Genomic DNA, 14,881 nt, shown 5'->3' on the forward strand with positions numbered 1-14,881 from the left:
TTCTTCGGACGCAACGCGTTGTCAGGAGAGGAGGTCGGCGGCTGTGACGTGGTTGAGGTGGATGAGGAGGTCGTACGACGTGGCGAGGGCGACCGGGATATCCGGCATGGGGTAGCCGGTGCCGATGTCGCGAGTGGAACGAGCGACCTGCAACCACGAGCGCGTACTGCGGGGCAGGGTGCGGAGGTCGACCAGGTAGTCGTCGTAGGGCACCTTGTCCAGCGTGTACTCGTTGTTCCCCTCCGCCGCCGGGCCGAGCGTGAACGTCCGCGTCGCGCCCTGCGGATCCTCGGTGTCGCGCGCGTTGAAGGAGCCGTGGTCGAAGCTCAGCCCGACACTCACGTAGCGCCGGCCGAGTTCCTCACGCAGGAACTCGCCCTGCGCTTTCGGATACTCCGCCGGCATCGTCGACTTCACCGTGACATGCCCGTTGTGCGCGGACAGCACGACCTTGCCCCCGGTTGTTCTGGTCCACCACGTGACGTTCTCCGCCATCACCTGGTCGCGGAACAGCATCGCCTGGGGCAACACCGCCGCCGGGTCCTCGACATCGAAGGAGTACAGCTTCGCCACCTGCCAGACGGCCCGCGCATGCTGCAACGCCCACGTCCGCTCCGGACTCGCAGGCAACGACTCCACCAGTACTACGGCCTGTCGCGCGGCCGCCTCGATCTTCAGCCGCTCGGGCACCCCCTTCGCAAAGTAGGCGGCGGTCCAGGGAGCCACCTCGGTTTCGACGGGAATCCCGGAGTACAGGCGGGTGATCCCGGGCAGCAGTGCCGGCCGGGTCTTGCGGACGTAGTCCGTCACGCGGCCGATCGTCTCGGGCCCGACGTAGCCGAGGTCGTCACCGACGAAGTGCAGCTTGCGTGCGTGGGTCTGGTTGTAACTGCGCATCCACTCGATCAGGTCGAGGTACTCCTGCACGTTCCAGAACAGGTAGGAGTCCTGGAACTCGCGCCGCATGATCTCGCGCGGATCGCCGACGCCGCTGACCACGTACCGGTCGAGGCTGAGGCCGGTGCTCCAGCTCGCCTCGAGCGCGAAGGTGGTGAAGCCCTTCTGCTCGACGAGCGCCTGGAAGATCCGGTGCTTCAGCGTGAAGAAGTCATGCGAGTTGTGGGTCGCCTCCCCCACCCCGACCACAGAGGCGGCGCCAACCATCGACGCAAGCGGCCGCAGATCCCGAAGATCGCCACCAGGTTCGGTCGACCGCAACGGAGAGGCGGCCCGGGTCAGCGCCGGCACCGGATCCTTGCTCACAGCAACCGTTGCCTGCGGGGCGGGAGGAGCTGCGGCAGCAGAGTGGGGCACGGTGAAGAGGGCTGCGGCGGCGAGGGCGGCCGTGGTGATCAAGGCGGCGGGGAGCCGACCGTGGCGTTTCATCGAGATCCTCCGGGAAGGTCGGAATCAGGTGATTCCTACCCTTTCCGGATCCGAACTCCCGGACCATCCTGCTGTGGCCCGGCCCTGCAGTAGAGCCTGCTCTACCAAGAGCCTTCAGAGATTCTGCAGCGCCTTGTGCATGCCCTGCTGAGTGTCGTCGGCGAGCTTCTTGAGCTGGGGCTTCAACAGCGGTTCGAGCAGCCTGGTCACGCCCTTGAACTCGACCTCGGCCCGGTAGGTCACCTCGGTGCCGTCTCCGGTCGGCCGGAGCGTCAAGGTGCCGAGCGCGTTCACCGACCTGTTCTCGCCGCGCACCTGGAAGAGCTGCGCCGGCTCGAACCGCTGTACGACGTACTCGAGTTCCGTCTGCCGCCCGGCGAGCGACGAGGTGTTCGCGTACTTCGTGCCCACGCCCCCGTCACCCGACACCTTCACCGTCGAGACGGTGCCAGGCTCCCATTCGACCGTGGTCTCGAAGTCGGACAAGTAGGCGAAAACGGTCTCGACGGGTCGGTCCACGGTGACTACACGCTCGATGGTGATCACCTTGGCCACCGTACCGGGCGGACAGGGTCCGATCGAGGAAACTCAGGCGCTGGTGATCGCGAGGATCTCGGGGATCACCACGTCCCAGGTCGGCTCGGGCAACTCGTGGCCGGCGCCTTCCAGCAGCACGAGCCGCGCACCCGGAACCTCCCGCGCCATCGCCTCCGCGTGCCCGGGCGGGAACAGCGGATCCTCGGTCCCGTGCAGGACCAGCGCCGGTACTGCGATCTGCCCCAGCCGCGGCCTGGTCGGTGCACCGGAACTGTCGAGGATCCAGTGATTCGTCATCGCCGCCGCGAGGTCGTTCGTCCGGTTCATCACGGCCAGGATGAACGCGCGCCGCGCCTCGGCGTCGTACGGGAGAGTGCCGGCGAAGAGCCGTTCGTCCGCGACCAGCGCGTCCAGGGCAGCCACTGGGTCGGACCAGTCGGTCGGCGGTGCGTCCGTGGAGAAGGCGGCCTTGAGGCGGTCGGACGCCGGCGGCAGATCGGGATTCGACGGGCCGCCGGGTCCGCCCGGGCTGGTGGCGGCGAGGGTGACGGACGCGACCCGGTCGGGGTGGTCGAGCACCAGTGATTGCGCGATCCCCCCGCCCATCGAGAGTCCGACGAGGTGTGCCCGTTCGATGCCGAGCGCGTCCAGGATCCCGAGCGGATCGCTGACCAGCTCGTCCCCGCTGTACTCCGGTTTGCCGGCCTCGTAGTGGACCGACCGGCCGGTGTCGCGGTGGTCGTACCGGATCACAGAGCGCGGCCCGGCGGCGAGACGTTCGCAGAACGGGGTTTCCCAGTAGTCCATCGACGCGGACGCCCCGTGGATCAGCAGGATCGGCGGCGCCGCGGGATCCCCGAAGGTCTCCACACACAACTCGACCCCGTTCACCTTCACCATCTGCTCCATCACGGTGACCCTTCAGTTCGCGGAAACGACACGGTAACCGTCGTCAAGGGCTCCGCCAGGCGAGTGCCTGACGGAGCCCTCTCACGGTCACCTCTGCGGGGTGCCGTGGAAGACGGCTGCCTGGTACGTCGGAACCGGGGGCTGGTTCTTCGCATGGGCCGCGGAGGCGGATCCACTGGCAAGGCCGAGGCCGAAGGCGATCACGCCCAGGGCACAGGCTGCCGCCCGGAGGTTGTTCGCCGGAGTCCACCTGGCCAGGTAGTTCTGCCACTCGGCGGCGCCTGCCGCGGAGTTCGGGTCGAGTGTGGCGAGCTGGTCATTCAGCGGGATGTTGATCGCGAAGCTCACGACCACCATGCCGACGAGGTAGAGCAGCGAACCGGCCAGCACCCACCACTTGCCTGAAGTGTCCTGGACGAACACCAGCACCGCCAGCGTCAGACAGACCAGGGCTGTCCCCACGAAGAGCAGCAGGAAGAGCGGGTTCTGGATCCGGACGTTGATGAGGTTCATCGCGGTCGCACCCTGACCGGGTGACATCCGCTCCAGAGCGCTCATCACCGCGGTGCCGAAGGCGAAACACACGCCACCCATCAGCGCGGTGCCGGTCAGGCCGGCGAAAACGAGGACTCTGGTGAGCGTCATGCCGACCACACCCCGGTCTTCGCCGTCGCGCGAGCCCAGTCGCTGAAGTCGCGGGGCTCCCGGCCGAGGACCTGGTGGATGCCGTCGGACAGGTACTCCGACTTGTGGTTGCGGATCACCGCGAACAGGTCCCGGACGGATTCCGAGTCCTCCAGAGTCTGGCCGTACTCGACCAACTCGGCGACGTGCTGCTCGGGCTCGAGGTCGACGTACCGGATCGGGCGGCCGGTGACGGCCGAGAGTTCGTCGGCGACATCGGACAGGGTCAGCAGGCGCGGGCCGGAGAGCGAGTAGATCTCGCCGGTGTGCTTCTCGTCCAGCAGTGCGGCTGTCATCACGTCGCCGATGTCGTTGGTGTCGATCCAGGCCTCGCCGCCGTCAGCGGCGGACAAGCGGAGCTCGCCGGCCATGACGTGGTCGTGGAGCCAGTCCTCGCTGAATCCCTGCATGAACCACGCGGGCCGGATGATGGTCCAGTCGGCGCCGCTGTCCTGGACCGCGTGCTCCAGCGCGACGCTGCTCTCGTAGACGGCGAACTCGCGGTCCGGGCTGCCGACGCCGCGGCCGGACAGCAGGACCACCCGGCGAAGACCCTCAGCCGCCGCCTGCTTGATGAACTTGCCGGCCTGCTCGAGTCCGGTCGGTCCGACCGGCGGAGCCAGGTACGCCGTGTCGATCCCGGCGACCGCGCCGTCCCAGCTGCCCTCGTCGTACCAGTCGAATCGCTGCTCGCTCGATCGCGAAGCCAGCCGGACCGGGATCCCGCGAGCGTCGAGCTGCTCGACCACTCGGCGTCCGGTCTTGCCCTTACCACCCAGGATGAGAATCGGTGTCGTTGTCATGGCTCTAGTTCACCGTGAACGAATGAGACAAACCATGGTTGTCCGCCGCAGTTCCATGTTCGAACGTCTCACCGGGGTAGAGTGACGGATATGGACGTCCTCGATGACCTGCTGGCCGGCACCCGCGCGCGTGGCGGCGTGTTCAACCTGACCATCCTGGATCCGCCCTGGGGCGTGCACATCGTCGACGAGGCGCCGCTGGCGCTCGCGACCCTGGTCCGCGGCTCCGCGTGGATCCTCCGGGACGGCCTCGAGCCGGCCCGGATGGAGCAGGGTGACGTCGCCGTCCTCCGCGGAGCCGAGCCGTACGTCGTCGCGGACGCACCGGGAACCGAACCCATTTTGCGGATCCACCCTGGCGGCATCTGCGAACCGTTGCCTGGGGCGCCTATCGACTACAGCGCCCGGCTCGGCGTCCGCACCTATGGCGCCCGTCCGGACGGTGAGGCGATGGTTGTCAGCGGCACCTATCAGCTGGAGGGCGACGTCAGCCGGCGACTGCTGACAGCATTGCCCCCGGTGCTGGTGGTGCCGGCTGCGGACGTGGCCGGGCCGGTGATGGAGATCGTGCTGGGGGAGATCCAGCGCGACGAGCCGGGCCAGCAGAGCGTGCTCGACCGGTGGCTCGACCTGGCGCTGATCACCACGTTGCGCGCCTGGTTCGCCCGGCCCGAGTCGCACGCCCCGGGCTGGTACCAGGCACAGAGTGATCCGGTCGTCGGTCTCGCATTGCGCCTGCTGCACGAAGATCCGGCGCATCCGTGGAGCGTTGTCGAACTGGCCGATCGCACCCGGGTATCGCGAGCAAGCCTGGCCCGCCGCTTCACTGCCCTGGTTGGCGAAGCCCCGATGTCGTACCTCACCGGTTGGCGGATCACTCTGGCGGCGGACCTGCTCCGCGAGACCACCGACACGGTCGAGACGATCGCCCGCCGGGTCGGCTACGCGAACGCCTTCGCCCTCAGCGTCGCCTTCAAACGAGTCCGCGGCACCAGCCCCACCGCCCACCGCCGCGCCGCGGCCGCCTAACCCGCGCGGGTCGCCTACGAGTAGATGATGAAGTACCAGCCCGGCGGGTGATTGCGGTCGATCGCCCAGTAGCACCCCGAGGTGCTGTCGAAGTAGAGCCGCCCGCCCTCGCACGCCCACACCCCGGAGTACGGTCCGACCTCGAGGTGCATGGCCGCGCCCGCCTCGCCGGCCTAGCGGGCGTTTGCGTGCAGCATCCGGAAGCCGGCGATGTTGACCAGGACCAGGATGATGGCGGAGAAGATGAGCAGCGCCAGCTGGTCCGGGATCAGGATGATCCCGACTCCGATGGCGAGGACCGGTACCGCGAGTCCGGCGTACGCGGTGAGGAAGAGTGCGGCGAGCACCTCGCCTCGCGAACCGGCGTCGGCCAGGGAAGCGACGGTCGCGACAGCGGCACGGAAGACCAGACCGACGCCGGCCCCCGCCGCCACCCCACCAAGGACGAACAACCACAGGTTCGGCAGCAGGCCGCCGACAGCTACTGCGACCAGACCGACCGACATCAGCGCGATGCCAAGCCCCAACTGGCGCTGTCGACTCAGGCGCACGAACAGCGCCTGGCTCACCGCACCTGCGGCGAACACCACGAACGTCACCACCCCGGCAACCAACCGCGACGTCTCGTGCAGCGTGCCGGCCAGGAACGTCGGAGCCAGCGAAGTGAACAGACCGAAGATCGCGAAGGCGCCAAACGCGCCGCCGGCGGAGGCGAAGAACAGTGGCTTGGCGGCAGCCGGCAGCGCGACTCGCTGCGGCCGGTACGCCGGACGCTCCTCGGCGCGCTCCACAGTCTCCGGCACCAGCGCGATCCCGATCGCGCTCAGCAGCAACAGCACCAGGAACACCTCGTACGGCCGATCCAACGGCAGCGATCCGTACTGCGCCAGCAACCCGCCGACAAGTGGTCCGAACGCGAGCCCACCGAGGTTCACCATGCTCGAGATGAGCGCGGACCGGCTGCCGTCCTCCGCGGGCCGGGCGATCCGCCGCAACTCGGAGAGGTGAGCCGTCGCGGTCGCGGTCAGCATGCCGATCCCGACACCACAGACGAAGCGCGCCAGCAGCAGCCCGGGGATGTCCTTCCAGACCAGGAAGATCACCGCAGAGATCGCCTCAACGAGCACTGCTAGCAAGGCGACCCGGCGACGGCCGAGCCAGTCGCTGATGTGGCCCGCGAGGTACAGGCTGGCCATCACGCCGACCGCGTAGGTGGCGAAGACGACCGTGATCATGAACGCCGAGAAACCGTCGCGCTGCTGATAGAGCGCGTAGAGCGGGGTCGGCACGGTGGAGAACGCCATCGTGATGAGGAAGGCCGCGGCGATCACCCAGAAGCCCGCGCCGTGCGTGAACCGTACCCGGGAGCCGGCGGCCTGGACTGTCCGAAGCTCCGTCGCTGTTGTCATACGTCCAGCTTGGCTGTGGAGATCCATCGAGTCCAACGAATGTTCTTGAGTTGTCTTATCGAGAGGATCGATAATTGCCGCCATGGACACGAGACAGCTGGAGTACTTCGTCGCGGTGGCCGAGGAGCTGAGCTTCACCCGCGCGGCCCAGCGGATGTTCACCGTCCAGTCGACCATCTCGGCCGCGATCCGGGCCCTGGAGGCGGATCTGAAAACGACACTGTTCGACCGGTCCACCCGCCAGGTGAGTCTGTCCGCCGCCGGGGAAGCTCTCCTGCCCGAGGCGAAGGCCGCCCTCGAGGCGCTCGACCGGGCCCGGGCCGTGGTCGAGGAGACCTCGACCGGCCTGCGCGGCAATCTGCGGATCGGCACCCTGGCACGGCTCGGTCTGCTGGATCTGGCTGTACTGGTCGGTGCGTTCCACCAGCGGTACCCATTGGTCGAGGTCCAGGTGACCACGTCGCCGACCGGGTCGAGCGGGCTGGCGGACGATGTCCGGCACGGCCGGCTCGACGTGGCTCTCGTCGGGCTGAGCCGGGGAGAGCTGAGCGGCCTGGAGGCGAGGGAACTCGCGAGCGTGCCGTTCGTCGTGATGGTGCCGTCGAACCATCGACTGGCCGGGCGGTCAGAGGTCAGGCTGACCGAGTTGGCCGGGGAGAGGTTCGTGGACCTGCTGCGCGGATTCGGCAACCGGACCGAGGTGGATCGCGCTTTCGACAACGCCGGGAAACCACGCCGGGTGCAGGTGGAGGTCCCCGATCTGCCCACAGTGCCGGACTACGTTCGCGCGGGGTTGGGCGTTGCCGTAGTACCGACGCTGGATGAGCAGAAGCTGGAGGGCGTGACCACGTTGCGGCTCACCAGTCCCGAGCTGACCTGGACGCTGTCCGCGATCACCTTGAGTGGCAAGCTGCCGAGCCGGGCGGTGTCAGCCCTGCTCGACCTGATGATGGATGCCATCCACGCCGACGGCGCCTATTACTAGTGCGGGCCGATTGCTGCCACGGCAACCTTTGTTGATGCATCACCAAAGCGAAGTACGATCGGTCCAGACACCCAAACCCTGGGAGCCTTTGCTACGGATCGTCCGGCACGTTCCTGCCGGCGGAGGAAAGGGAGTACGAGATGGCCACTGTTTCGTTCAAGGGAGCCACCCGGGTGTATCCCGGAACCGAGGCGCCAGCTGTCGACAAGCTCGACCTGGACATCGAAGACGGCGAGTTCATGGTGCTGGTCGGCCCGTCGGGCTCCGGCAAGTCGACCGCGCTGCGGATGCTGGCCGGCCTCGAAGAGGTCAACGAGGGATCCATCTACATCGGTGAGAAGGACGTCACGCACCGTCCGCCGAAAGAGCGCGACATCGCGATGGTGTTCCAGAACTACGCCCTCTACCCGCACATGTCGGTCGCGGACAACATGGGCTTCGCACTGAAGATGCAGGGACTGCACAAGGAAGAGCGGGCCAAGCGCGTCCAGGACGCCGCCAAGCTGCTCGGTCTCGAGGAGTACCTCGACCGCAAGCCGAAGGCGCTGTCCGGTGGTCAGCGTCAGCGCGTCGCGATGGGCCGCGCGATCGTCCGTGACCCGCAGGTCTTCCTGATGGACGAACCACTGTCGAACCTCGACGCCAAGCTCCGGGTCCAGACCCGCACCCAGATCGCCGAGCTGCAGCACCGGCTGGGCGTCACCACGGTCTATGTCACGCACGACCAGATCGAGGCCATGACGATGGGCGACCGGGTCGCCGTGCTGAAGGACGGTCTGCTGCAGCAGGTCGACACCCCGCTGAATCTGTACGACGGCCCGAAGAACCTGTTCGTGGCCGGCTTCATCGGCTCACCGGCGATGAACCTGATCGAGGCGGAGATCGTCGACGGTGGCGCCAAGATCGGCGACTACGTGGTGCCGATCGCGCGTGACATCCTCGCCAAGGCGGGCGACGACAACACCCTCATGCTCGGCATCCGGCCAGAGGCGTTCCACCTGGCCGACGAAGGCCTGCCGGTCAAGGTCTCCGTGATCGAGGAACTCGGTTCCGATGCCTATCTCTACGGCAACGCGGAGCACACGAGCGTGAACCAGCAGATCATCGCCCGGATCGGCACCCGGCTGCACAGCGAGAAGGGCGGGGTCGTGCATCTCGCCCCCGACGCGGACAAGCTCCACCTCTTCTCCACCTCCACGGAGGAGCGACTCGTCGCCTGACCCGTACGACGCACCTGTCGTGCACTACCCGCAGTACGGCCACGCGGCTCGACGCGTACTGCGCACCCGGCCCTGAGACGATCCTTCGTCCCAGGGCCGCGGTGGTTCTTCAGGTACTTCGCTTCACACCTTGCGCGTGCAGGGATCCCAGGAGGGCAAGAGAATCCGCATCAGTACTGCCGGGAGCCGCGGTTCCGACCAGGAGGTACTGGCCGGGGGTGCCCTGGACGTCGAAGTTCTGGTAGGTCAGGGTGATCCGGCCGACCTCCGGGTGGTTGAAGGTCTTCGACCGGCTGCCCAGGTTGCTGACCCCGTGCTGCTGCCAGAGGTCGGCGAATTCCTTGCTGCTGGCAAGGAGTTCCTCGACCATCGCGGTGACGTCCGGGTCCTCCCCCGAGGCCAGCCGCAACGCCTCGACCGAATCACGGGCTACGTCCGGCCAGTCCGCGAACAGTTCCCGAGCGGCGGGATCATGGAAGAGCGTCTGCAGCATGTTGCGTGGATCCACGAGTGAGGAGAGCAGCGCGTCCGCCAGCGGGTTCGCGGCCAGTACCTCGAGGCGTCGGTTGATGACGTAGGCAACGGCTGTGGGGAAGGCGTCCATCAACTGCAGCAGAGCAGGGTCGATCTCATCCTTCGCGGCTATCGGCTTGGGCAACAGCCCGGCGAGACGGTAGGCGTGCAAACGAGCGTCGTCGTCGAACTGGAGGGCCCGCGCGATCGCGTCGACGACCTGGCCCGACGGATTCCGCTCCCGGCCCTGCTCGAGGCGGGTGTAGTAGTCCACGCTGACCCCGGCGAGTACGGCGACCTCTTCGCGGCGCAGTCCGGTCACCCGGCGCGCACCCGCACTCCGGATGCCCACCTCCCCCGGGCTCAGCTGCGACCGCCGCGCCCTCAGGAACTCGCCCAGCTCATCAGTCACATCATCGATCCTAGGTGCCGCAACCCTAGGAAGAACCCTTTGATCCTAGGTGTGCTGCACCCAGGAAGACTCGGCCTGCCACAGCGGAGGGCGGCGCAGCATGCTCGGTGTCATGAACAACAAGGTTGTCTTGATCACCGGCGCGAGCAGCGGGATCGGTGAAGCAACGGCCCGCCGGCTGACCGCTGCGGGCCACCAGGTCTTCCTCGGTGCCCGGCGGATCGACCGGATCGCTGCCCTCGGCAAGGAACTCGGTACCGGCCACCAGGTGCTGGATGTGACGAGCCTGGAGAGCATGACCGACTTCGTCGCGGCAGCGCACGCGCAGTACGGGCGGGTCGATGTGCTGGTCAACAACGCGGGCGTGATGCCGCTGTCGCCGCTAGGGGATCTGAAGGTCGACGAGTGGAACCAGATGATCGACGTGAACCTGCGCGGCGTGCTGTACGGGATCGCGGCGGTGCTGCCGATCATGCGGCAGCAGGGCGCGGGTCACATCGTGAACATCTCGTCCGTGTCCGGGCTGCGGGTCGATCCGACCGCGGCCGTCTACAGCGCCACCAAGTTCGCCGTCCGCGCACTCTCCGAGGGACTCCGGCAGGAGAGCCGCGACCTGCGGGTCACGGTGGTGACCCCGGGGCTGACCCGCAGCGAGCTGAGCGATGGCATCAGCGACCCTGACGTCCGAGCGGCGGTCGAGGAACAGATGAAGGTGGCGATCCCGCCGGAGGCCATCGCCGACGCGATCAACTACGCGATCACCCAGCCGCTGGAGGTCGACGTGAACGAGATCGTGATCCGTCCGACGGTGCAGGGGTGAGCGGCATGGTCACCGAGCAGCAGGTCAAGGAATGGGTCGAGGGCTACGTGCACGCTTGGCGGACCGGTGCGGCGAAGGACATCAAGCCGCTGTTCGCACCCAAGGCCGAGTACCACGAGTGGCCTTACCGGACCGACTGGATCGGGCGGGACGCGATCGTCGAGGGCTGGCTCAGCCGGCAGGACTGGCAGCAGGGCGGCTGGGACTTCGACTGGTCGATCCTGATGATCACCGGCGACACCGCGGCGATCGGCGGTACCGGTGTCTACAAGGAGCTCGGCACGTTCACCAACCTGTGGACGGTGACGTTCGACCAGAGCGGCCGCTGCATCCTCTTCCGGATGTGGAACAACGAGAAACCCGATTGACCCGGGTGCGGTGGTGGCGTTGGCTCGGGGGGTGATTGTTGAGCGTAGTAATCCTTCGAGTTTGCATGAGACGCCTGGGTATCACCATGTGACGAAGGTCGAGGCCTTCGATCAGTTGGTTTTTCTTGCCGGGCAATGTCCGCTGGATTCGGCTGGGGACCTGGCTGCTGGAGGGCTGGAGGGGCAGACCAGTCAGGTGATCCGGAACATCCTGGTCGCGCTGGGATCGGCTCAGGCTCGGCCGGAGGACGTGGTGCGGACTGTCATCTATGTGGTGAGCGCTGATCGCGAGGAGCTCAGTGCGGTCTGGACGCAGTTGAACGAGTCGCCGCTAGCACCGGCCTTCACGACCGCCAGTACGTTGCTCGGGGTCGCGCAGCTCGGCTTTCCCGGGCAGCTCGTGGAGATCGATGTCACCGCTGCCTTGTGAGTGGGGCTTGCGCTGAGAAGCGGGGGAACGACCAGTAGTCGATCCGTGGGTTGACGAAGCCGGCCCGCTCCAGCCGGGCGGCGAAGGTGAGCGGGTCGATCGGGACCGCCCGGTCGTGGGCGTTCATGCCGCGGAAGTGACCGCCGTCGATCGCATTCAGCCCGACGAAGGTCGCACCTGGCCGGAGCACGCGCACCAACTCACGCAGTACGGCGTCCTGGGTGCGGGTGGAGCGCAGGTGCATCAAGGAGAGAAAGATCGTCGCCGCGCTGAAGCGGTCGTCCGGGAACGGCAGGTAGGTCGGATCGACATCGAGCACCTCGACCGCGGCGTTGTCCGCGAAGCGCGCGGCGATCTCCGGCGTGAACGTCGGGTCGAACTGCGCGATGGTCAACCGGGGGGCCGCAGCACGCAAAGGCGCCGCGGCATCGGTCGGTCCGGCGTCGAGGTGCAGCGGATCGTCCCCGAGCCCGGTCACCTCGAGCAGTTGCGGAACCCAGTCGTTGACGATGCCCTGCCGGAAGTCGTCGGTGTCATAGGTGTTGAGGAACGGCTGCTTCACCTGCACCCGCGCGCCGTTCGGCTCCGGCGTCGAGCAGACCCAGTGCACCCCCTCGGCACGGACGGCGATCTCCACATCGACGAAACCCGCTGCCTCCAGGCGTTCGGCCAGGGTCGCGGGGTCGACCGGTACGCAGATGTCACCCTCGTGCAGGCGGTAGAACCCCGGTCCGGCGAGGCTGTCGACGCCGAAGAAGACGCCACCCGGCCGCAGTACGCGAGCCACCTCGGCGAACACCTGATCCTGCTCGGCCTGCGACGGGATGTGGTGCAGCATCGTGAAACACGCCGCCGCGTCGTACTTCGCATCCGGTTCGTCGAGCTGCGTCGCATCCCCTTGCCGGACCCGTACTGCGGGGTCGCCGGCGTACGCGTCCATCAGTTTCGCGGCGAGATCCGGGTCGTACTCGATCGCGGTCACGCTGAAGTGGTCGCGCAGTACCCGGGTCGCGGCGCCCGGACCGGGACCGACCTCGAGCAGCTCACCTCCGAGCGGTACCCGTTCCATCGCCCAGGGCACCACCTGGGTGCCGAGATAGGTCATCCATCCTTCGGAAGAGCACAGGGCGAGGTGTTCCTTGTTCATGGCTCCACCCTGTGTCGTCGCACTGCGGCAGACCACCGGGTGAGGGCTAGATCACATGGCTAGTCTTCAAGCTGACGGACGACGGGAGCTGAGATGGCGGCCATTCTGGTCACCGGCGCTTCAGGGTTCGTCGGATCACGCCTGATCCGTCGGCTCTCCGAGCAGCACAAGGTGATCGCCCTTGCCCGGCGAGCGCCGAGTGGTGATGCATTGCCTGGGATTTCGGAGGTCCAGGGCGACTTCACCTCGGTCGACGACCTTGCGCGGTTGGACGGGTATCCGATCGATGCCGTCGTGCATCTGGCTGCCGTGACCGGTGGGACCACGGAGGAGGCCGGGCTGGCTGTGAATGTGGTCGGTACGCGGCGGCTGCTGCGGTACCTCGTGGACCGCGGGGTGAGGCGGTTCGTCGTCGCCAGTTCGATCGCGGCGACCGGATGCCTGTCACCTGAGTTCGTACCGCGGCAACTCCCGATCCCGGCCGACCATCCGTGCGACGCCCGCGACGCGTACGGGCTGTCGAAGGCCATGATGGAGGAGGTCTGCGCCTACCTCCAGCGACTCGATCCCGACCTCGCGATGACGGTACTCCGCCTCGGCGTCGTCGTGCCCGAAGGAACCCCATCCGTCTCCGCGGAAGCGCTTGGCCGGATCGACGTTCCGTTCTGCAGCCTGGCCACGATCGCGGTGCAGGACGTGCTGGGGATTCTCGAGAAGGCAGTCGAGTTCGGGCCCGGATTCCGCCGCTGGAACGCGGTCGCCGCTTGGATGCCGAGCCCGCTCCCCGTCCGGGACGCACTGGCTGCCACATTAGGGGCCCGCAGCAACCAGCTCGATCTCTCCGGGTACGCCGACGCCGGGCCGACGTCGCTCTACGACATCACCGAGGTACTCCGGACCACCGGGTACCCGCGGATCGACCCGGGCCGGCCGCGTTCGTAGTACTGGTCAGGCAGTGATGAGGCCGATGCGCCGACCGGGGTTTCGCGCTCCGCCACCCTGCCAGCAGGTATCTCTGCCTGCAGTCAGCCGCCGGGCAGGACCACCACTACCAGCGATGTCTGTCCCTGCGCGGCGCGCGACGCTGGACTCCTACCTGAACCCCTCTACGAAGGATCAGCACCATGGACGCCGAGCAGGAGTTGACCCCGGAGCTGGCCAGCCGGATGGCTGTTATCGCGGCCGCCGCGGACCTCGAGTTCTGGGCCCGCACCACCTCCGTCGACGGCCGGATCGGCCTCAACGACCTGACCCGCGCCCTCGACCTGATGCGTGCCGTCAGCGCCCCCTGACCTGAGCAGTCCGAAATGAGGAGACGAGATGGCGGCCACGACAAGGAAGAAGATCGGCTTCATCGGCCTTGGGCACATGGGTGGCCCGATGGCAGCCCGTCTGCTCGATGCCGGACATCACGTCCACGGCCTGGCCAGGAACAAGGAGCGCGCGCGTTCGGACGCCCTCGACGGTCTGCCCTGGCACCAGACGCCGAGGGAGGTTGCCGAAGCCAGCGAGATCGTCATCACCTCCGTCCCCGATGACGACGTCCTCAACGAGATCGCCTCAGGTCCCGACGGGATCCTGGCCGGGCTCGGCGCCGGGAAGATCTGGATCGAGATGAGCACGGTCAGCCCGCGGGTGAACCGCCGGCTCGCTGCCCAGGCGGAGGCACTGGAAGCGGCCATGCTCGATGCTCCGGTCTCCGGCAGCTTTCCGCAGGCACAGGCGGGAACGCTGATGATCCTGGTCGGCGGTGACGAGAGCGCCTTCGCCCACGTCGACGCAGTACTGCGTGAGTTCGGCACCCCGGCCTACGTCGGCGACCACGGGCTGGGACTGGCACTCAAACTCGCGATCAACATCAACCTGGCCGCGCAGCTCGTGGCGTTCTCCGAGGGCCTGCAGCTGGCAGCCCGCGCCGGCATCGACCAGAAGCTCGCAGCGGATCTGATGGTGCAGAGCGGGATCGGCTCCCCGGCACTGAAGGCCCGCGAACAGTTCGTCCTTGACCTGCCGGACGAGGCCTGGTTCGACGTCGGCCTGATGCAGAAGGATCTCCGGCTCGCCCTCGATCTCGGGACCGAACTGCGGTCGCCGTTGCCCTCAACAACTCTCGCCGACCACCTGCTCGATGCCGCCCGCGCCGCGGGGTACGAACACCGCGACATCGCAGTCCTCTATCGGGTACTGGAGGAAATGGCGCCGGTCAGGCCGACCTCCCCGGACCAGTAG

At 67.5% G+C, this 14,881-nt stretch carries 18 protein-coding genes; 9 read left to right on the plus strand and 9 right to left on the minus strand.

Annotated features, from left to right (window positions below):
- Nucleotides 1-21 precede the first annotated feature (21 nt).
- The 5 genes from VFG33_RS38315 to VFG33_RS38335 all read right to left on the minus strand — a co-directional run bounded on the left by VFG33_RS38315 (nt 22) and on the right by VFG33_RS38335 (nt 4,319).
- The gene (locus tag VFG33_RS38315) at nt 22-1,386 is read right to left on the minus strand and encodes an erythromycin esterase family protein (RefSeq protein ID WP_325057937.1); all 1,365 of its coding nucleotides are present in this window, start codon (nt 1,384-1,386) and stop codon (nt 22-24) included.
- Nucleotides 1,387-1,500: 114 nt separating this feature from the next.
- On the minus strand, nt 1,501-1,932 hold the full coding sequence (locus VFG33_RS38320) for an SRPBCC family protein (RefSeq protein WP_325057938.1): 432 nt from the start codon (nt 1,930-1,932) through the stop codon (nt 1,501-1,503).
- 42 nt (nt 1,933-1,974) lie between these two features.
- Nucleotides 1,975-2,832 carry an alpha/beta fold hydrolase gene (locus VFG33_RS38325; RefSeq protein ID WP_325057939.1) on the minus strand — a complete coding sequence of 286 codons (858 nt, stop codon included), beginning with the start codon at nt 2,830-2,832 and terminating at the stop codon, nt 1,975-1,977.
- Between the two features lie 87 nt (nt 2,833-2,919).
- Complete coding sequence (locus VFG33_RS38330) at nt 2,920-3,477, minus strand: anthrone oxygenase family protein (protein ID WP_325057940.1); 558 nt, start codon at nt 3,475-3,477, stop codon at nt 2,920-2,922.
- Nucleotides 3,474-4,319, minus strand: a complete 846-nt coding sequence (locus VFG33_RS38335) for an NAD(P)H-binding protein (RefSeq protein ID WP_325057941.1) — start codon at nt 4,317-4,319, stop codon at nt 3,474-3,476. The genes VFG33_RS38330 and VFG33_RS38335 overlap by 4 nt, the downstream gene beginning before the upstream one ends.
- A gap of 90 nt (nt 4,320-4,409) precedes the next feature.
- Here VFG33_RS38335 and VFG33_RS38340 point away from each other — a divergent pair, with 90 nt between their 5' ends.
- The gene (locus VFG33_RS38340) at nt 4,410-5,348 is read left to right on the plus strand and encodes an AraC family transcriptional regulator (RefSeq protein WP_325057942.1); all 939 of its coding nucleotides are present in this window, start codon (nt 4,410-4,412) and stop codon (nt 5,346-5,348) included.
- Nucleotides 5,349-5,362: 14 nt separating this feature from the next.
- On the opposite strand, the gene VFG33_RS38345 is transcribed toward VFG33_RS38340, so the two are convergent.
- On the minus strand, nt 5,363-5,500 hold the full coding sequence (locus VFG33_RS38345; RefSeq protein ID WP_325057943.1) for a hypothetical protein: 138 nt from the start codon (nt 5,498-5,500) through the stop codon (nt 5,363-5,365).
- Nucleotides 5,501-5,521: 21 nt separating this feature from the next.
- Nucleotides 5,522-6,757: an MFS transporter gene (locus VFG33_RS38350; protein ID WP_325057944.1), complete on the minus strand. Its 1,236-nt coding sequence runs from the start codon at nt 6,755-6,757 to the stop codon at nt 5,522-5,524.
- Nucleotides 6,758-6,839: 82 nt separating this feature from the next.
- Between VFG33_RS38350 and VFG33_RS38355 the strand changes: the two genes are divergently transcribed.
- A complete protein-coding gene (locus tag VFG33_RS38355; RefSeq protein ID WP_325057945.1) occupies nt 6,840-7,742 on the plus strand; it encodes a LysR family transcriptional regulator in 903 nt (300 codons plus the stop codon).
- A gap of 140 nt (nt 7,743-7,882) precedes the next feature.
- The gene (locus VFG33_RS38360) at nt 7,883-8,962 is read left to right on the plus strand and encodes an ABC transporter ATP-binding protein (RefSeq protein WP_325057946.1); all 1,080 of its coding nucleotides are present in this window, start codon (nt 7,883-7,885) and stop codon (nt 8,960-8,962) included.
- Nucleotides 8,963-9,071: 109 nt separating this feature from the next.
- Here VFG33_RS38360 and VFG33_RS38365 read toward each other — a convergent pair whose 3' ends face one another.
- Complete coding sequence (locus VFG33_RS38365) at nt 9,072-9,887, minus strand: helix-turn-helix transcriptional regulator (protein WP_325057947.1); 816 nt, start codon at nt 9,885-9,887, stop codon at nt 9,072-9,074.
- A 112-nt stretch (nt 9,888-9,999) separates the two neighbouring features.
- On the opposite strand from VFG33_RS38365, the gene VFG33_RS38370 reads away from it, so the two are divergent.
- The 3 genes from VFG33_RS38370 (at nt 10,000) to VFG33_RS38380 (ending at nt 11,505) form a co-directional block, all read left to right on the plus strand.
- Nucleotides 10,000-10,707, plus strand: coding sequence for an SDR family oxidoreductase (locus tag VFG33_RS38370; protein WP_325057948.1), 708 nt, complete (start codon nt 10,000-10,002; stop codon nt 10,705-10,707).
- Between the two features lie 5 nt (nt 10,708-10,712).
- On the plus strand, nt 10,713-11,075 hold the full coding sequence (locus VFG33_RS38375) for a nuclear transport factor 2 family protein (RefSeq protein WP_325057964.1): 363 nt from the start codon (nt 10,713-10,715) through the stop codon (nt 11,073-11,075).
- 61 nt (nt 11,076-11,136) lie between these two features.
- On the plus strand, nt 11,137-11,505 hold the full coding sequence (locus tag VFG33_RS38380) for a RidA family protein (RefSeq protein WP_325057949.1): 369 nt from the start codon (nt 11,137-11,139) through the stop codon (nt 11,503-11,505).
- On the opposite strand, the gene VFG33_RS38385 is transcribed toward VFG33_RS38380, so the two are convergent.
- Complete coding sequence (locus tag VFG33_RS38385) at nt 11,489-12,652, minus strand: class I SAM-dependent methyltransferase (RefSeq protein ID WP_325057950.1); 1,164 nt, start codon at nt 12,650-12,652, stop codon at nt 11,489-11,491. The two genes, VFG33_RS38380 and VFG33_RS38385, sit on opposite strands and share 17 nt — an antisense overlap.
- Nucleotides 12,653-12,745: 93 nt before the next feature.
- Here VFG33_RS38385 and VFG33_RS38390 point away from each other — a divergent pair, with 93 nt between their 5' ends.
- From VFG33_RS38390 to VFG33_RS38400, 3 genes are all read left to right on the plus strand, one after another.
- Entirely contained in the window at nt 12,746-13,594 is an 849-nt protein-coding gene (locus VFG33_RS38390) for an NAD-dependent epimerase/dehydratase family protein (RefSeq protein ID WP_325057951.1), read from the plus strand.
- 182 nt (nt 13,595-13,776) lie between these two features.
- Nucleotides 13,777-13,944: a hypothetical protein gene (locus tag VFG33_RS38395; RefSeq protein WP_325057952.1), complete on the plus strand. Its 168-nt coding sequence runs from the start codon at nt 13,777-13,779 to the stop codon at nt 13,942-13,944.
- A 28-nt stretch (nt 13,945-13,972) separates the two neighbouring features.
- On the plus strand, nt 13,973-14,881 hold the full coding sequence (locus VFG33_RS38400) for an NAD(P)-dependent oxidoreductase (RefSeq protein ID WP_325057953.1): 909 nt from the start codon (nt 13,973-13,975) through the stop codon (nt 14,879-14,881).

The sequence above is a fragment of the Kribbella sp. genome, assembly GCF_035687465.1.
Lineage (GTDB): Bacteria > Actinomycetota > Actinomycetes > Propionibacteriales > Kribbellaceae > Kribbella.

What these genes read in the sequence shown, in the direction of transcription:
- VFG33_RS38345 (WP_325057943.1), bottom strand. Translation starts at nt 5,500, where the DNA reads ATGCACCTCGAGGTCGGACCGTACTCCGGGGTGTGGGCGTGCGAGGGC.
- VFG33_RS38340 (WP_325057942.1), top strand. Translation starts at nt 4,410, where the DNA reads ATGGACGTCCTCGATGACCTGCTGGCCGGCACCCGCGCGCGTGGCGGC.
- VFG33_RS38395 (WP_325057952.1), top strand. Translation starts at nt 13,777, where the DNA reads ATGGACGCCGAGCAGGAGTTGACCCCGGAGCTGGCCAGCCGGATGGCT.
- VFG33_RS38335 (WP_325057941.1), bottom strand. Translation starts at nt 4,319, where the DNA reads ATGACAACGACACCGATTCTCATCCTGGGTGGTAAGGGCAAGACCGGA.
- VFG33_RS38330 (WP_325057940.1), bottom strand. Translation starts at nt 3,477, where the DNA reads ATGACGCTCACCAGAGTCCTCGTTTTCGCCGGCCTGACCGGCACCGCG.
- VFG33_RS38350 (WP_325057944.1), bottom strand. Translation starts at nt 6,757, where the DNA reads ATGACAACAGCGACGGAGCTTCGGACAGTCCAGGCCGCCGGCTCCCGG.
- VFG33_RS38390 (WP_325057951.1), top strand. Translation starts at nt 12,746, where the DNA reads ATGGCGGCCATTCTGGTCACCGGCGCTTCAGGGTTCGTCGGATCACGC.
- VFG33_RS38315 (WP_325057937.1), bottom strand. Translation starts at nt 1,386, where the DNA reads ATGAAACGCCACGGTCGGCTCCCCGCCGCCTTGATCACCACGGCCGCC.
- VFG33_RS38385 (WP_325057950.1), bottom strand. Translation starts at nt 12,652, where the DNA reads ATGAACAAGGAACACCTCGCCCTGTGCTCTTCCGAAGGATGGATGACC.
- VFG33_RS38375 (WP_325057964.1), top strand. Translation starts at nt 10,713, where the DNA reads ATGGTCACCGAGCAGCAGGTCAAGGAATGGGTCGAGGGCTACGTGCAC.
- VFG33_RS38370 (WP_325057948.1), top strand. Translation starts at nt 10,000, where the DNA reads ATGAACAACAAGGTTGTCTTGATCACCGGCGCGAGCAGCGGGATCGGT.
- VFG33_RS38355 (WP_325057945.1), top strand. Translation starts at nt 6,840, where the DNA reads ATGGACACGAGACAGCTGGAGTACTTCGTCGCGGTGGCCGAGGAGCTG.
- VFG33_RS38325 (WP_325057939.1), bottom strand. Translation starts at nt 2,832, where the DNA reads ATGGAGCAGATGGTGAAGGTGAACGGGGTCGAGTTGTGTGTGGAGACC.
- VFG33_RS38360 (WP_325057946.1), top strand. Translation starts at nt 7,883, where the DNA reads ATGGCCACTGTTTCGTTCAAGGGAGCCACCCGGGTGTATCCCGGAACC.
- VFG33_RS38400 (WP_325057953.1), top strand. Translation starts at nt 13,973, where the DNA reads ATGGCGGCCACGACAAGGAAGAAGATCGGCTTCATCGGCCTTGGGCAC.